This is a genomic window from Acidovorax sp. GW835-FHT14B10 (genome assembly GCF_058793725.1).
The window spans coordinates 25,494-41,611 of the sequence record NZ_JBXAGC010000035.1 but is presented as its reverse complement, the minus strand read 5'-3'; the positions used below and the strand labels follow the sequence as shown (position 1 = coordinate 41,611).

7 protein-coding genes and 2 pseudogenes are annotated in these 16,118 nt (G+C 58.1%); 6 read left to right on the top strand and 3 right to left on the bottom strand.

From position 1 onward, the window contains the following. Nucleotides 1-758, top strand: a 758-nt coding sequence (locus AC1Q5S_RS19840; RefSeq protein WP_492239294.1) for a DUF3387 domain-containing protein, incomplete at its 5' end; no start/stop codon positions are given. Nucleotides 759-805: 47 nt separating this feature from the next. Here AC1Q5S_RS19840 and AC1Q5S_RS19835 read toward each other — a convergent pair. Further along, nucleotides 806-1,078: a hypothetical protein gene (locus tag AC1Q5S_RS19835; RefSeq protein ID WP_492239293.1), complete on the bottom strand. Its 273-nt coding sequence runs from the start codon at nucleotides 1,076-1,078 to the stop codon at nucleotides 806-808. On the opposite strand from AC1Q5S_RS19835, the pseudogene AC1Q5S_RS19830 reads away from it, so the two are divergent. Continuing rightward, nucleotides 1,074-1,372 (top strand): annotated as a pseudogene (locus AC1Q5S_RS19830) (transposase); the annotation flags it as partial. The gene AC1Q5S_RS19835 and the pseudogene AC1Q5S_RS19830 overlap by 5 nt on opposite strands. 441 nt (nucleotides 1,373-1,813) lie before the next feature. Here AC1Q5S_RS19830 and AC1Q5S_RS19825 read toward each other — a convergent pair. Both AC1Q5S_RS19825 and AC1Q5S_RS19820 read right to left on the bottom strand, forming a co-directional pair. Continuing rightward, the gene (locus AC1Q5S_RS19825; protein WP_492239292.1) at nucleotides 1,814-2,725 is read right to left on the bottom strand and encodes a hypothetical protein; all 912 of its coding nucleotides are present in this window, start codon (nucleotides 2,723-2,725) and stop codon (nucleotides 1,814-1,816) included. After that, the gene (locus AC1Q5S_RS19820; protein WP_492239291.1) at nucleotides 2,718-7,706 is read right to left on the bottom strand and encodes a hypothetical protein; all 4,989 of its coding nucleotides are present in this window, start codon (nucleotides 7,704-7,706) and stop codon (nucleotides 2,718-2,720) included. The genes AC1Q5S_RS19825 and AC1Q5S_RS19820 overlap by 8 nt, the downstream gene beginning before the upstream one ends. Before the next feature lie 492 nt (nucleotides 7,707-8,198). Between AC1Q5S_RS19820 and AC1Q5S_RS19815 the strand changes: the two are divergent. The 4 genes and pseudogenes from AC1Q5S_RS19815 to AC1Q5S_RS19800 form a co-directional block, all read left to right on the top strand. Next, nucleotides 8,199-8,318, top strand: a pseudogene (locus tag AC1Q5S_RS19815) (AAA family ATPase); the annotation flags it as partial. Nucleotides 8,319-9,450: 1,132 nt separating this feature from the next. Beyond that, nucleotides 9,451-10,749 carry an ATP-binding protein gene (locus AC1Q5S_RS19810; protein ID WP_008906512.1) on the top strand — a complete coding sequence of 433 codons (1,299 nt, stop codon included), beginning with the start codon at nucleotides 9,451-9,453 and terminating at the stop codon, nucleotides 10,747-10,749. 10 nt (nucleotides 10,750-10,759) lie between these two features. Then, the gene (locus AC1Q5S_RS19805; protein ID WP_008906511.1) at nucleotides 10,760-13,057 is read left to right on the top strand and encodes a DEAD/DEAH box helicase; all 2,298 of its coding nucleotides are present in this window, start codon (nucleotides 10,760-10,762) and stop codon (nucleotides 13,055-13,057) included. After that, complete coding sequence (locus AC1Q5S_RS19800; RefSeq protein WP_492239290.1) at nucleotides 13,026-16,019, top strand: TerB N-terminal domain-containing protein; 2,994 nt, start codon at nucleotides 13,026-13,028, stop codon at nucleotides 16,017-16,019. The genes AC1Q5S_RS19805 and AC1Q5S_RS19800 overlap by 32 nt, the downstream gene beginning before the upstream one ends. Nucleotides 16,020-16,118 lie beyond the last annotated feature (99 nt).

Genomic DNA, 16,118 nt, shown 5'->3' with positions numbered 1-16,118 from the left:
AGGAGACGTTACTCAAGGGGTCAAAGTTGGGTGAAAAAACTCAGTCCAGAGGGGTCAGATTTACGTGGAAATCAACAATCACCGCTAAGAAGCGCTCCGACGAGCAGCGCGACGAAGCCATCCGGCAGATCATCAGCAACGCCGTGGTGTCCGACCAGGTGGTGGACATCTTCGACGCCGTGGGTTTGGACAAACCCAACATTGGCCTGCTGGACGACGAATTCCTGGCGCAGGTGAAGAACCTACCCGAGAAGAACCTGGCCGTGGAACTGCTCGAACGGCTGCTCGAAGGCGAAATCAAGAGCCGCTTCGGCAGCAACGTGGTGCAGGAAAAGAAGTTCTCCGACCTGCTGGGCAACGTGATCAAGCGCTACCAGAACCGCTCCATTGAAACCGCCCAGGTGATGGAAGAACTGGTCGAGATGGCCAAGAAGTTCCGGGAGGCGGCCAGCAGGGGCGAGATGCTGGGCCTTACCGAGGACGAGGTGCGCTTTTACGACGCCCTGGCCACCAATGAATCGGCGGTCAAAGAACTCACCGACGAAACCCTGAAAAAAATCGCCCACGAGCTGACCGAGAACCTGCGCCAGAACCTGACGGTGGACTGGTCCGAGCGCGAGAGCGTGCGGGCGAAACTGCGACTGATGGTCAAGCGGGTCTTGCGCAAGTACAAGTACCCACCCGACTTGCAGGAAGAGGCTGTGGACTTGGTGTTGCGGCAGGCGCAGGTGTTTGGGGAGAACTGGGGCGGCAGCTAGCCTGACTCCGGGGCAGACCGAATCGCCAGTATTTGTGAGCACTTCGCTCAGGGATTCTTGGTACCGAAGGCTTTCACGACATCAAGCAAGCCCTTTGCGAGTGTGCGGATGCCGCTCAAGTTGTAGCTGCCACCGATCTGTTCATAGGCATAGCGGGCTTGAATGAAGTAGTCCGAGCACTCGGCAAGGAGCGGCGCCAGCTGTTCTCCTGACGCCGCCAGAAATTCAGACTCAATAGCAGCCTGAGTGGGCAGTTCAAGAGACGCAAACACATCCGACAAGTTGTGCCCATGTGCCGTGGACATGATCTTGGCAGCCATGAACAAAAAGCTCAGCGAGCAGACCGGCATTGCCGTGTTCGCCTGTGGTCTGCACAGCGCTTGGCATAGAGGCTCCGATGAGAACATGAATGGTCTAGTGCGCCAATACTTGCCCAAGGGGACGCATCTGAGCATCTACAGCCAGAAGCAGCACGATGCCATTGCAGATGAAATCAACAACCGCCCCAGAAGGGGCTGGGGGTACGATCAACACTGGCGGTCTACCGAGAACTGCTCGTAAACAGCACTCAAATCTCATTCACTGAAATCAAGGTTGCTGTACTTCACGTTTGAACACACCCAGGTAGACGTCGGGCTTATCGTTACTCGCCGTTTTCAGAGTCTTTCGCGTTTTTTTCAAGACGCCGATCGAGCCTGTAGTGTAGGAAGCACAACACCGCAAGGCCCACGAGGACTGCGAGGCTTAAGTAGTTCAGGAGTTGGCTCGAAGTTTCGATCTTGGGTCCATTGGACGCTTGTTTTGCGTTAGCGCAAGGGGTTATGCGGCGAAATGCTTGAAAGAGGGCTTGCGACCTGAATCTTGGTGCTGACAACGAATCGAGCCAGTGCATAGACGATTGCGCGAATCACCCTCTGATTGAAAGTCAACCGGAATGGAAAAACATTCGGTGTCATATGCCGGGCTTACTGAGATTTGCGCAACAGTGATCGCTGCCGCAATTTGGCATCAGTGCCAACCTTGTGATAGGTCTTTCGAAAATTATGTAGCAAGTCTTAATTCTTTAGCAATAATTTTTGCTTGACGGATGCGATCATTGCTTCAAGTGCTTGTGCTAGGGTTCCCTCATCTTGCACAGCCATGGGGCTGCAAGCCACTTGTAGCTCCCGGCCCTTGAGCGTGACTTGAAGCACTGCGCGGACTTTCAAGTCGACGCCTTCCCGATGACAGGCGAAGGCAACAGTCTTCCACTCATTGGGCGTAAACAAGGTAATTTTCATACCCTTGAGGTGTCCAGCCAGCGGCTGGTTGGGTGCAACTTCAATGTCCTGGATGATGCAGGGCGTGTGAGGTTTTGAGGCTTCGACTTCAATGATGCGCAGGCGCACAACGTAAGGTGCTGTGCTGCTCACAACCACTTGATCCAGTCTTTGCCCATCCACTCGAAGCTCGCGCCCATCCAAAACGATCGGGGATTCCTTGGTTGTCATGTCGTGGAGTAGTCCCGCCGCGTGCTTTCTGTCGGGCATGCTCAAGATTGCGGTGAGGATGTCTTCTGCATTGGCAGTGTTGGCCATCAAAGACTTTGCAACAGGTGCCATGCGGTTGAACATTGCTTGCGTCTCCCGTCGATCCGGTTCCGCATGTGTCTCGGGGTTGTCGTCATCTTCGTGGATGGTGCGCTGCTTGGACTGCGCGCGAATCATGAAAACATTCAGAAACCCGATATCTTCTTGTCTCACGACGAGCCGATGGGCACTGCGGTCACCTTGTACGGCGTTCTCAAGCGTCTCGCCGACTTGCTTCAACTGCGAAGTCAAGTGATTGAGCGAAATGTAGGTGGAATTCATATTGAAATCCAAAGGTTGGTTCATGACGGATTCTCCTGTCAGTGGATTGAAGGATGGTTTGATCTTGGCTGAGGCGAGGATGGCGAGAGGGCCATACGAAGGACAGGTTTCAGACATGGAAATTTCTTTCGAAAGTCAAAAAGTGATTGGCGTAAAGGGCCGCCTTGAGGTAGCTCGACAGACGTGACTGAACGACGCGGTTGGCTGGGGTGTTCCGCAAGCGAATGGACACGACAGGCCGTGCTCCGATGTCTCGCCGTGTCTGAAGTACGAGTGCTGCACCAGCCGACGCAAAGACCATGCGTTCTGCCGGGCGGGGGTGCCGATTTCCACGTTGAACGACAAGGCTGAGGTGGCTCGGCAAATGCGAAGCACAGTCCTTCCATATTTCAGCCCAGTCTATTTCGATGCACATATTGCGTGTGCCTTTGATGGAGGCGAACAAGGCCGTTTTCGAGTGGGGTGCAAGTGCTTCTAGAAACCTGAGGAGGTCGTTCACATCACCTGTTGTGGATCGAAGGGCATGTTCGAATTCGCGTTTATGTGCGGCGATTGCCCGCATGCCAGCCGCAGTGCGTGCGCGCGCGGTGATTTTCTGGCAAAAGTCAGCGTCTAGATTTGCAGCTACATGGCGCGCAAATGACGGTGAGACGCCGGTCAAGTCTTGTGCGAGTCCCTCCTTTATGCCCAAAATTACCGCAGTTGTGAAATTGATCTGGCTAGAGGCTAGAGGAGCATTGTCCGCGCCTGAAGACTGAATTAGGGCAGGGTCGCGAAGATTGATATCCTGTGAATCGGAATCGTATTGTGGGTCGGGTTCATCGTATGAATAGACTCGATATGGGGGTGAAGGGTGAGCCGGATCTTCTGGGGCGATGGATGATTTCTGAGGGCCGCAAGGATCCGCTATTTGGTTGCGCCGCCGTAGGGAATTCTGCAGCCAATCCCAAAATTCAAGTTCGCCGTCAGCGCGCCTGCGCGCGGCTATGAAGCTGTTTCTCTTTAGGCCAACCAGGGCGAGGAGGTCAGCCCCCAAGTCCACCTCGCTGAGTAAAGCCTGGGCATGTACGTAGTAGATGAGTGACCAGCTGGAGAAGTAATTCCCCAAACCTGCCCGCAAGTCGCCATGCCCCGCTTGAGAGGCTGCATAGGTGGCCCGATACCATTCAGTTTGCAGTGAGGTAATCCATTTTTTTGCTTCTTGTACGCGCAGACCGGCACGCAGGAGTTGCTTGACATGGCTCTCCCAGCCGGGCCAGGTGATTTCCTGGACCGCCCGTGCTCGTAAGCTGTGCGGGCGGGCCTTGGGGTCTCTGGTCACCTGCTTGAGCGCGGCGCTTAGGTCATCGACAAGGCCTTGATCACGACGTCCATCCGACTGCTCGCCCCGCCCGCGAAGCAGTAATGGCGCGGCAGGCGGCTGATGCGCCCTGATGCCCTCGCGTATTTCGTTCAGACTGTCGTATGTTTGTCTATTTAATTGAATGGTGCGAATCGCGTTATCTGTTTTGTGCACGCTGTAGCCGATGCGGTTGACCAGCAGCATGGCATTAGTACTGACGCAGTCAAAGGGTAGACTGGAAATCTCAGAACTTCTCGTAGGAATGCTCGACTGGATGAGTAGGCGGGCCTTGAACATCCAAAGATCGAGAGGGGAGTCTGCGTACCATACCTTGGCGAGTTCTCGAGCCTGTTCAATGTCCTCGGCTTGAATGAAGACCGATGAAGAACTTCCCGTCCTTTGCAGTTCCTGGTCGACGAGTAATTTCTTGAAGACAGAACGACTAACGGGGTGGTCGCGCTTGATGAGATTTCGCACTAAGCGCAGCAGCGGCTCTCGAGCGCGACCGAGCGCCGCTTGATCGATATCGTCGGTGTTTTGCCTATCGTGCTGGTGAGCGACAGATGCAGCAACAGTGTCGATCCAAGACAGCCATTGAGGATTTTCCCAATCAGCTGGATCAGACTGAAGTAGGGATCTTGCTGCGTTATCTTGGGCCACAAGAAGCCTGGAGTAACCACTTCGCAAAATGCCAAGGTAGGTGGACAGAGAGCTCATGCGAAGACAGTCTTTTTCCACGGCGGAAGAGCGTTTTAACTCGTCGATGACCCAGTCCAAAATGAAACTAGACAAGTAGGTGTCTGCTGATTGACCATTCCGAATCGACTCGACTTCTTTCAGGCATCGGTTTGCTCGCTTCTGTAATTCCCCCAGTCGGATGGTCGTGTCTGCGAAGTAGTTGAGCACACGCAAAACGTCTTCCAGGATGGGTGTTGCCTTGCGTGATTTGGGCTGCCGGTACTGCCTTGCCTCAAGTTGCTGCGGAAGGTTCACGCAAGCTGGATTGGCGAGACGCTGCAAGGAACGTGCAGACAGGCTTGGTGCAGGTGTTGTGGGATGTGCCATTGCCGCGAGCGAGGGCGGATATCGCAGGCGTACAAAAGATAGAACGCATTGGGCGACTTGAATCAACAGCTCATCGGGATCCCGATGCCAGAAATCGCCATCGACGCGTCGCAGGTACTCAGAGATTTCAGCTTCAATGGATCCAGAACCAATCTTCTGGGACGTTCCTGTGAGAAGGGCCGAACTGACCGTGGAAATTGGCAGCCAAGTCGGGACTGTTGAATACTCACGCGTGAATTCGATGCCCTGCAACGAGCCGTGGCGCTGCAGTGGATGCAACCCCTTGGCTACTCGCAGCGCGAGCTCCGTCTTGTGGACCAGATCAAGCATGCAGATGCTGAGAAACGCTGCCGCGGGAGCGCTCAGGCCTGCAAGGCCTTGGGAGAATGAGTTTCGCACGCGCTCGACAGCTTGGTATTGCGCAAGAACGACCACGTCGATGGGCGAGAGAATGATGCGTGGGTCAGGAACACGGGATTCTGTCGCCCAGGTCGCGACCGCATTCATGTCACTTGCAGGTTTGAACGTGGGTGGTGCAACGCGTGCAAAGAGAAATCGCTTATCTGCCAATTGCCAGACATCGCATTTGATTTTTTCCATTTGCTCATTGAGCCGTTGACAGGTCTCAATGACTGGTATGTCAAGGTAAGGCCCGGCCGTGCGCGTCACGTCACGCCAGTGACCGGACAGAGCGCGAATCAGCCAGCGGTTCGCGTCGCTTTCGTCCAGTGCTGTGATCCATAGATGTCTAAATAAGTTGGCCGGCACATGGCTGCCAAAGTGCTTGCGTAGACACCCGGTGATCTGCTCAGAGGTCACCGGTTGGACCGCTCCGTCTGCAGCGGGGATCAAAAATACAGGGTCATTCCATGAGGCCTTGGCAGAAGAGCGGATCAGGTATCGTCGGCACAAGAGAGCAATGTCGAGGAACTGCCGAACCTCGCGCGAAATGGGCAGTAGGCGGGCAGGACTGCGGCTGTCGACCTCTTTGTCCAGAACAAGCATGACCTTCTCGCAGGTGAAGCATGCACCCAGCGTCAATTCTTCAAGCCGAGTGGCTCGATGCGCAGTCATGGTCACCAAACCAGTGCAGCAAAGCACCATCAGATCAGCTGCGGCGAGGTGTGCCGTGGCCTCTGATCTATGTTCGAGCAGCGGTAGTTTTGCGGTCACGTCATTGCACAAAAGCTCCCACCCAGCTTTAATTGATTCACTGGTTGGATAACCGTCAATACCGATCCGCCGATCTTTCTCCATATTGGCGCCAGCGCCCTCCAGACCCAGCCACTTCAGTACCGCGTCTGCGCGCTTCCAGATGTCTGTCGTGGTAGGGTGGTAATAGAAGAGGGCCGCGGCTCCCGTGAGAACAAAATGACCCGTCCATAAAGCTGTGAACATGTCACTGCGGGTGATGTGCAAGGCAGCAACACCCAAGGATCGGGAGAAGCGGCCGTGAGTAGCCTCGTGTGCGCTATCGCCACAGGCACGCAAGAAAGCCCTTGCATACTTGATACCCTCGAGTGATTCCAGATCTGGGATCTCTGTTTTCATGAGGTCCAGAAGTGATGCTGCGTGCGGATTCTTTTCACGCATTTCCAGTAGTCGATCTATCACCAACCTGGACATGGGGCAGTGAACAATGTCAATGTCGGTTGGTGCATCTGCACGCTGTTCTTCAAGCCGATATGCACGTCGATCCCAGCACCAAGCACCATGGTCCAGCTCCAGCCATATCGAGTGGCCGGCCCTAAAGCCTATGGGTAAACCTAGAACCTGTCGGTCTTGGAATCCGACAGACAAGCTGACGAGATACCAAGACGCCAGAGCCGACTTTCTCGGATCGACACCAATTAGGAAGCCATGAAGTTTTGATGTGACGAGCCTGAGATCGGCTGGAGACAGATGATCATTGCCAGCGATTCCGAATTTGGTTGGCACATTGGAGTAGTCCGCTGAACGCAGGCGCGCCAAGATATCAGGCGACGCAGTGACATCCTCTTGCTGTTGCGCCGTTTCCGGCAAGGCATCAAGCTCACTATTCTCGAGTTCCAAAACGGCGTGGGCCGTTTCGTCAAGTGCAGGTTGCTCGGTTATGGTTGGCGTCGCGAAATTTTGGTGTGCGGTCAGTGTTTTCTGCACCTCTTCATAGGCTTGGATGGACGTCTCCAGAACTTGTTGGACTTCACCAAGAAATCCATGGACAACACCGCTTTGCCCTTTTCGGATTTGATGGACAACCTCAATGTCCGTGATGTCTGACTTGGTCAGGGCACGCCAATTACCGAGACCTTTGTGCAACATGTAGGCGCCATGCAGGAAACTCTGGCTGAGCCCAGATTTTTTAATGCAGGCGAGGACAATGGCCCGGCCCAAGACGGCTGAACACATGGTCTCCTGCACGTCAACGCGACGGGCTTGGATGTGGACCATCCGTGCGACTGCAGACGTCGGTATGCCCATTACCCGCGAGGCGACCCGGTCGTCAACCTCGACTGTCGCCATCAGCTCGCGCTGCGCTGCTTGCAGCACCTGTTTCCATCCAGTAAGTGCGCTTTCCGGCCAGCGATTTTCAGCACACGAGACGTGCTCAATCGCTGACTGCAGCAATGCGGCAGCCCCGACCAGTGAGTCGGGAATGTGAAGGGCTGCACGAATGTGCGGCCAGAAAGGCGACAAAGATGTGACGTGCATAGATCGTCCCAACGCGCAAGTGCGCGCATCACGTAAAAAAGGAAAGAGGATTTGTCAGCTAACAGCTGATTTGATTCAGGCGCAATAGCCTTTGCCGCGCAGCCCTGAAGTCGTCAGACCCACGGCAGAGCGGGAGACCTATGCAGGTCTCAAGTGATGCGAAGGTGCCTTCGCTTGAAATCGGGGGACGATTTCAAAATTTTTGGCGTATTAGCCTTGACTACAGAGTCGTGGACGCCTGAGCGTGCAAGAACAATGTGGTCGATCTATGCGGATATCAGGGTGAAGATCAACTTCAGGCGGATTTCTGGAGGAAACCCGTGGAATTGATTCTAGGCGAGGGCCGTGCTTGATTGCAAGGCTCCTCGGCATTCCGTGTGGAGCTTGACTGCGAAAATTCAGCATGGTGAAACCCCGTGGGTCTGGCTTGCTGAGGAGGCTTGAGGATGGGTGTTCGCATTGAAGCGCTGTTCACCAGCGCGCTGGGACTGCAGGCGCCGGCTGGCCACGGCGTTGCGGATAGCCGGACGTACTCGGCACAGCAAGCCGGTGCGCTGCTACTCCACGGTGGACCTTGTCAATGCGCTGGAGCAGGAGAAGAGTCAGGGGCGGGACGCATTGCCGTGATCTTGTGAGCATGCTCCATCCGAAGTCGGCGCCCAAAGCCGTGGTGCATTGCAAGCCAGCGAGGGTGCCCAATGGTCGCATGCTTATTGTGCTGCCCCCTGGGAGTCACGTATACAATGACAACTGGGTCGGGTTTGTTTGGTGTGCAAGCACTGGATGTCATGCCACCATGAGCCCCAGTTAAGAGTGGATGTGACAGAATAAGGTCTGGTTTGGGCGTTTGGAGTCGATTGAAACCATGTTTGGTTTGTCGCCTCATAACCCAAAGTTCAAATCCTTCTCGCGCAACCAATAAAATCAAGCACTTAGCTTGTCTTCAAGGCCCACTTCGGTGGGCCTTTTTGTTTTGGCCCAAATTTGGCCCATACGTGGCCCGCTCTTGGCCCATGTATTTTTACGGATTTCGTTTCAGACCATTGGGTATTGGCCTCCATGGATTACCCATCGTCGCCGACCCCGGTCAGCAGTTGACGTCATTGGAGGCGATGAGACAAAGACATCCCCACCTCCAACATGTCCTCTCAGCGAGTTGTGTACGCTGGCGACCTGCGCTCCTGCCGCATCGCTCAACTGGCACGCTCTCCCTGCTCCTGCACTTCGGCGCTAGCCAGCTTCACCGTGTCACGTCCGTACCGCTAGTTGACTTCATCGAGCACCCGATCAACCGCTCACGGTGCGTTTCCTGTTGCTCCTGGGGTACCAGATCAAGATTTCATTGTTTGAGGCGTGCACTGTTGAGTGCTTGCCAGGCTTGGGGCTTGAAGGATATTGACTGCGAGCGGTTTCTGCGAGAAACGGTTGTTAACCTGAATGGCGCTGCTTCCGCTTCAGGCTGAACTGAGTCATACGCGGCCATCAGCTTGACGGACGGCGATCTCAAACTGCGGTCATTGACCCCCGCTTGCGTCGACCGACTGCTTCACCTTGGCGCCTACCTCCGACGGTCGCCCAGGATCGTCGGGCAGAATTACAAGATCTTGCAGCCTTCCTCGACTTGATGCTCGATGGCACGCTGGAACGTGCGACGGACAAATCGTTCGACGTGCACGACGCGTGCCTTGACCGAAGTGGATTTTCCTATCATGGTGAACAAAGAACTACATTGGAAACTCCTCGGATGAAAGCTGTGATTCGCCCCAAGGACCGCGACGCGGTCATCCAATCCCTCCGTGCTGGCGTTGTGCCTCGTGCAGGCCAGCGTCTGATTCAGGTCGGCCGCACCCGCGAAATAGAGACGATGCTCGGCGACATCGAGCGGGTTGCCGACGGCGGCTCTACCTTCCGCTTGGTCATCGGCGAGTACGGTTCGGGCAAAACCTTCTTTCTAAACCTGGTGCGCTCTATCGCGCTGGAAAAGAAGCTTGTGGTAGCGACGGCCGACCTGAACCCGGACCGCCGGCTGCATGCCAGCGGCGGCCAAGCGCGCTCACTCTATGCTGAGTTGATGCGCAACATCGCCACCCGCGCCAAGCCGGACGGCGGCGCGCTATCGGGCATCGTCGAGAAGTTCGTCTCCACAGCGATGAGCGAGGCCAACGCCGCCGGCGTCGACAATGAAACCATCATCCAGCAGAAGCTGGAGCACCTGAAGGAGTTGGTCAACGGCTACGACTTCGCTGAGGTGATTGCCGCCTACTGCCGCGGCCACGAGCAAGGCAACGACAAGCTTAAGAGCGATGCGGTGCGATGGCTGCGCGGTGAGTTTGCAACCAAGACTGACGCACGCGCTGCGCTGGGCGTGCGCACCATCGTCGACGATGCCAATATGTACGACCAGCTGAAGCTGATGGCCCGCTTCGTGCGCTTGGCTGGCTTCGGCGGTCTCATCATCTGCCTAGACGAGATGGTCAACCTGTACAAACTGGCTAATTCACAGGCGCGCACTTCGAACTTCGAACAGATTCTGCGCATCTTGAATGACTCCCTGCAGGGCAATGCCATAGGTCTTGGGTTCATCATGGGCGGTACCCCTGAGTTCCTGCTAGACGCCCGGCGCGGTCTCTACAGTTACCCTGCCCTGCAGGGACGGTTGTCGCAGAACTCATTCGCCACCGGCGGGCTGGTCGACTTCAGCGGACCAGTAGTGCACCTGGCCGTCCTGACGCCCGAGGAATTCTTTGTCCTGCTGCAGAATATTCGCGACGTGTACGCGTTCGGTGACTCGGCCAAACACCTGTTGCCGGACCAAGGCCTCGTCAGCTTCATGGAGCACTGTGCCAACAAGCTGGGGAACACCTACTTTCGCACACCGCGCACGACCATCACGTCGTTCGTGAACCTGCTGGCGGTCCTCGAGCAGAACAAGGACGCCAAGTGGGAGCAGCTACTGGGCGGACTGGAGATGACGGCGGACATGGGCGCCGCCGCCGACCTGAAGGTGGAAGACGGCGACGAATTAGCCTCCTTCAAGCTCTGAACAGCCATCGATGGCCAGCGACAGTTCGTCTTTCTTTCTGCTGGATGAGCGCATCCAGCGCTACATCTGGTCAGAAGGGTGGGAGGAACTGCGCGACGTCCAGGAGCAGGCCATCCCGGTTGTGGTCAAGGCCGACCGCGACGTCGTCATCTCGGCCGCCACGGCTGCTGGCAAGACTGAGGCGGCCTTCCTGCCTGCACTGACGCACCTGTTGGCCGCCGGTGGCAAAGGGCTTATCGTCTACATCAGCCCCCTGAAGGCGCTCATCAACGACCAGTTCGGCCGCCTGGAGCGCCTTTGCGAGCACCTAGACATCTCCGTGTGGCCCTGGCACGGCGACATCTCCGCCAGCAAGAAAAGCAAGTTCATGGCCAAGCGGGAGGGTGTGCTGCTCATTACGCCGGAGGCGCTGGAGGCCACCTTATGCAACCGCGGCACCTCGGTGGGCGGCATCTTCCAGAGCCTGACCTTCTTCGTGGTTGACGAGCTGCACGCGTTCATTGGCTCGGAGCGCGGCAAGCAACTGCAGGCTCTCATGCACCGCGTCGAGACGGTGCTCGGCAGACGCGTGCCGCGCATCGGGCTGTCCGCCACCCTAGGCGACATGTCGCTCGCCGGAAGCTTTCTCAGGCCGGGTTCGACCCCTGCGCAGGTGAACTCCCGCTCCGAAGGGGCTGAGTTCAAGGTAATGGTCAAAGGCTACGAGGAGCCCATCACGGTTCGCAACAGCCGCCCTGCTCCGAAGACTGCCGCCTCGCAAGCAGAGGCAGACGATACTGACGATGATGAGCCGGAGACTCCCGCGTACATCGCCTCTCACCTTTTCCAGACGCTACGAGGGTCCAACAACCTCGTGTTCCCGAATTCGCGGCGCCAGGTGGAGCAGTTTACGCATCTGCTCAACAAGCTGTGCGAGACGCATCGGGTGCCCAACGAGTTCTGGCCTCACCACGGCAGCCTGTCAAAAGAAATCCGAGCGGAGACCGAAGCGGCCCTCAAGCAGAAGGAGGCCCCTGCCACCGCCATTTGCACGAGCACGCTGGAGTTGGGCATCGATATCGGCGCTGTGAAGAGCGTCGCCCAGATAGGCCCGCCTCCGTCCGTGGCTAGCCTGCGCCAGCGTTTGGGCCGCTCAGGGCGGCGCGCCGGCGAGCCTGCCATCCTTCGGGCCTACAGCACCGAAGACGAGATCGGACCTACCGCTTCGCTGCGTAACGTGCTGCGGCTGGACACCATTCAGATGGTGGCAATGGTCACACTGCTGTTGGAGAACTGGTTCGAGCCGCCGCGCGTCCAGGGCGTACACCTCTCGACGCTGGTGCAGCAGCTGTTGTCGTCAATTGCCCAGAGCGGAGGCGCCTCCGCTGGGGCGCTCTTCAATCTGCTGTGCGCACCGGGTGCCCCATTCGCCGGGGTCACGTCGGCTGAATTCGCCGTACTGCTGCGGCACTTGGGCGAGAAGGACGTCATCATGCAGGAGTCCTCGGGTGTCCTGCTGCCAGGGGTCAAAGGCGAGAAATTAATCGGCCACTTCAGCTTCTATTCGGCCTTTGCGACCAAGGAGGAATACCGAGTGCTGGCCGGCGGCAAGACACTCGGGACACTTCCGATCGAGCAGATGCTCCTGGTGGACCAACGTATCCTCTTTGCAGGAAAAACTTGGCGGGTGGACGCGGTAGACGAAAAACAGCGCGCCATCCACGTGAGCCGCACCCGGGGCGGCGTCCCGCCTGCGTTCTCAGGTGGCACCGGTAGTACCCACACCAAGGTGCGCCAGCGGATGCGGGAACTGCTCGCGTCCGACAAGGTGCCGGTGTTCCTTGATGACGGCGCCAAGCGGTTGCTGGCCCAGGGCCGCGACGCCTACAAGCGCCTGAACCTGGAAAGCGAGTTCGCCATTGACCAAGGCCGTGAGCTGGTGCTAATGACTTGGCTGGGCGACTCCGGCAACGTTGCACTGGCGGCGCGGTTTGGCGCATTAGGGTTCTCCGCCACAGCCGGCGGCCCGGGCGTAGAGGTACAAAAGGAAGGGACCTCCAACGACGAAATCATGCGCGCGCTGGCCGCCATCGCTTCAACGGACGCACCGCCGCTGGAGCTGCTGCTGGGGAAAGCCAAGAACCTGATGAAGGAACGCTGGGACTGGGCGCTGCCGGACAACCTGCTACGCAAAGCCTATGCGAGCCTGAACCTGAACCTTGACGAAGCGCGCACTTGGGCTCAGAAAATGACTGTCGAGAACGAGAACACTCCACTGAACGCGAATGAGGGACCAGATGGGACGCAAGAAGAAGGCAGCAGCAGTTAAGAGCCTGCTCTTTGCGGTCGTCGTCGCCATCGGCGGCGTCATCTGGTTCGTCAGTGAAGTTCCCGCGGAAGTCTGGTACCTCGTCGCATTCGCCGCCGTAGCCTACTTCGGCCACAGCATCTATCGCAGCGTCAAAGGTGTTGCAGTTGTCGGCCTGCCGGTGCCAGTACATCCCAGCTCCTCGGCCGCTCCAGTCTCTCCGTGGCCTTCGGACAATGCAACCTGGGTTCCCGAGGGACATCCCATCGCCATCGACGGCCTGACCATCCCGGGCGGCATGGTTTACGTCGGGACCACCCTGAATGCACCGAACGGCGGCATCGACCCGGCTCTCATCAACCCGAAGCTGCCAATTGCGAAGACGGGTGACTTCCAGTTTCGGCTGGTCGACCACTGGCCCAGCTACTCCACGGCAACACCGGTCGCGCGTCGTGCGTACCTGCAGTGGCTCGCCAGCGGCCGCTGCGACCCGCTTGCAGACAACGGCTACGTGTACCTGTTCTTCTACGGCCTGGAGCGCCGGGCCATCGTCGACGCCCAGCGCCACGCGGTTGCCAAGGCGGACTGGCCTGCGATTGGTAATGAGCTGCGTCGGCTGTTGGTCATCTACGGAGACGACCGCTCCTTCAAAAGCCACGCCTATGGACTACTGAAATGGGTTGACCGGAGCATCTATGCCCAGCAATGCGGCGATAAGCTGTATGAGCAACCTGCGCCACCCATGACGCGCGAGCCCGAGTTGCCCTTCCATCTGCGCCTGGCGCTCGGGCAGGCCTCCCGGGACCAAGCGCCCCTGCCTGCGGAGTTCGCGCTGGAATGGGTGAGGCTGGCGCCGCAGATTGCGGTGAGCAAACCGATGAAGCGTGTCCCGAAGATGTTCGCAAGGCTGTTCATGCAGAAATACGTCGAGCGCTTTGGCGCCGGCATGGTGCTTCCACACAGCAATGCGGTCCTGAAGCTCACCTACCGAGCAGCTTCACCCGGCATGCTCGGGGAAGATATCCACCTCGGCTTTGGTGGTGCACCTGACAGCGGGGGCCTTATCGAGCCGCTCGCGGAACTGCAAGCCATCGTAGACGAGGTTTCGAACGAGCTGGAATCCTACCTCCGCTCCAGAGAAGAAAGTCTGCGCTCCTCAAGCGAGCAGGAGGCAGTCCAGAAGCTGACCCGAGACTCGTCGTCCTACGAAACGCACGCACCTCACAGCGCATCACCGACCGTGCCGGCGGTGCTCCCCGAGACACCATTCGAGAGTCCGTTGTTGGTGGGCAAGCTGCCGGTTGTTGCAGCGACGCCTGAACCCGCACCCGATCCCGCGCAGGCGGCACCTCCCCAGCCGGTGCCGGAGCTTGATGCGTCCTCAATAAACACCACGGCCCCAGCGCTCGGGCTCGACATATCGGCACCTGTAGATGTGTTCGATATTCCGGTGAGCGAGCTCGATGCAGCCCTCAAGCTTCCCTACGAATTGCGGCCCTACGAAACACTCGTACCTCACCGCGCGCCCCCGACCCCAGCGAAGGTGCTCCTCGAAATCCCAGTTGAGACTCCGGTGTTGGTGCGCAAGCCGCCGGTTGTTGCAGCCACGCCTGAACCCGCACCCGACCCCGCGCAGGCGGCACCTCCCCAGCCGGTGCCGGAGCTTGGTCCATCGTCAATAAACACCACGGCTCCAGCGCCCGGGCACGACGAAGCGGAACCCACAGGTGTTTCAGCTATCGGCCTGCCGGTGTCAGTACAGCCCCGCGCCTCGGCCGCCCCAATGCCTGACCAGAGCGTCTACGCCCAAAAAAACGGGGATAAGCGATATGAGCGGCCGGTGACGCCCATGACCCACGAACCGGTGCTGCCTTTCCATCTGCGCCTGGCGCTTGGGCAGGCCGCGCGGGACCAGACGCCCCTGCCTGCGGAATTCGTGCTGGAATGGGTGAGGCTGGCGCCGCAGATTGCGGTGCGCAAACCGATGAAGCGCGCCCCAAAGGTGTTCGCAAGGTTGTTCGTGCAGAAATACGTTGAGCGCTTTGACGTTGGCATGGTGCTTCCGCGCAGCAAGACGGGCCTGGAGCTCACTTACCGAGCAGCTTCCGCTGGCATGCTCGAGGACATTGACCGCGGCTTTGGTGGTGCACCTGACGCCGGGGACCTTATTGAGCCGCTCGCGGAACTGCAAGCCATCGCAGACGACGTCTCGAACGAACTGGAAACCTACCTCCGCTACCGAGAAGAAAGCCTGGATTCTTTGAGCGAGCTGAAAGCAGTCCACAAGCTGACCAGCGACTTGTGGACCTGCGAAACGCACGCACCTCACCGCGCACCACCGCCGCCGGTTGTCGCAACCACGCCTGAACCCGCGCAGACGGCTGCTCCCCAGCCGGTAGCGGCACCCGCGCGAAAGGTCGTGCTTGATATGGGCAAGGTGGCCGCCCTCCAGAAGGACACAGCGCAGGTGACGGCGCGCTTGGGAGATATCTTTGCTGATACAACCTCTGAGCCTGTGCCTGCACCAGTCACTGCGCAGCTGAAACCAGGTCTCCAGTCGGTTAAGCCTGCCCTGGCTGTTAAGGGGCCGCCCCTTGCACCTTCATCGACGGTGGTGCTTGACATGTCCCGGGTAACTGCTCTCCAGATGGAAACTGCCCGAGTGACGGCCCTCTTGGCCAACATCTTTGTTGAGGAGACCCCTCCACCCGCTCTCGACCAAGCCACCCCTGCGGAGGAGGCCCCAGTGGAGGGAGTCCTGGGACTCGACCCGAGCCACTCCGCCTTCACCCGCATGCTGCTGTCGCGACCAGCCTGGACCCGCGCCGAACTTTTCACCGTCGCCCTTGACTGCAACGTGATGCTCGACGGTGCATTGGAGCGTACCAACGAGGCGGCACTTGATGCGTTTGATGAGGCCCTGACGGAAGGTGAAGACCCAGTCGTGGTCAATCAGGAGGTACTGGAGAAGCTCTTGTCGTGAAGTCTTTCAGTTGACGCGCTGGGATGTGTGCAGGCAATTCGATTGCCTCCCTTGATGGGAGCCGAAGAAAAGCTTTTCATCGTTGGTACCGTCCCCTTG

Excerpts from the sequence above, each read along its gene's own strand:
- AC1Q5S_RS19805 (WP_008906511.1), top strand. The coding sequence starts at position 10,760 with ATGGCCAGCGACAGTTCGTCTTTCTTTCTGCTGGATGAGCGCATCCAG.
- AC1Q5S_RS19820 (WP_492239291.1), bottom strand. The coding sequence starts at position 7,706 with ATGCACGTCACATCTTTGTCGCCTTTCTGGCCGCACATTCGTGCAGCC.
- AC1Q5S_RS19835 (WP_492239293.1), bottom strand. The coding sequence starts at position 1,078 with ATGGCTGCCAAGATCATGTCCACGGCACATGGGCACAACTTGTCGGAT.
- AC1Q5S_RS19825 (WP_492239292.1), bottom strand. The coding sequence starts at position 2,725 with ATGTCTGAAACCTGTCCTTCGTATGGCCCTCTCGCCATCCTCGCCTCA.
- AC1Q5S_RS19810 (WP_008906512.1), top strand. The coding sequence starts at position 9,451 with ATGAAAGCTGTGATTCGCCCCAAGGACCGCGACGCGGTCATCCAATCC.
- AC1Q5S_RS19800 (WP_492239290.1), top strand. The coding sequence starts at position 13,026 with ATGGGACGCAAGAAGAAGGCAGCAGCAGTTAAGAGCCTGCTCTTTGCG.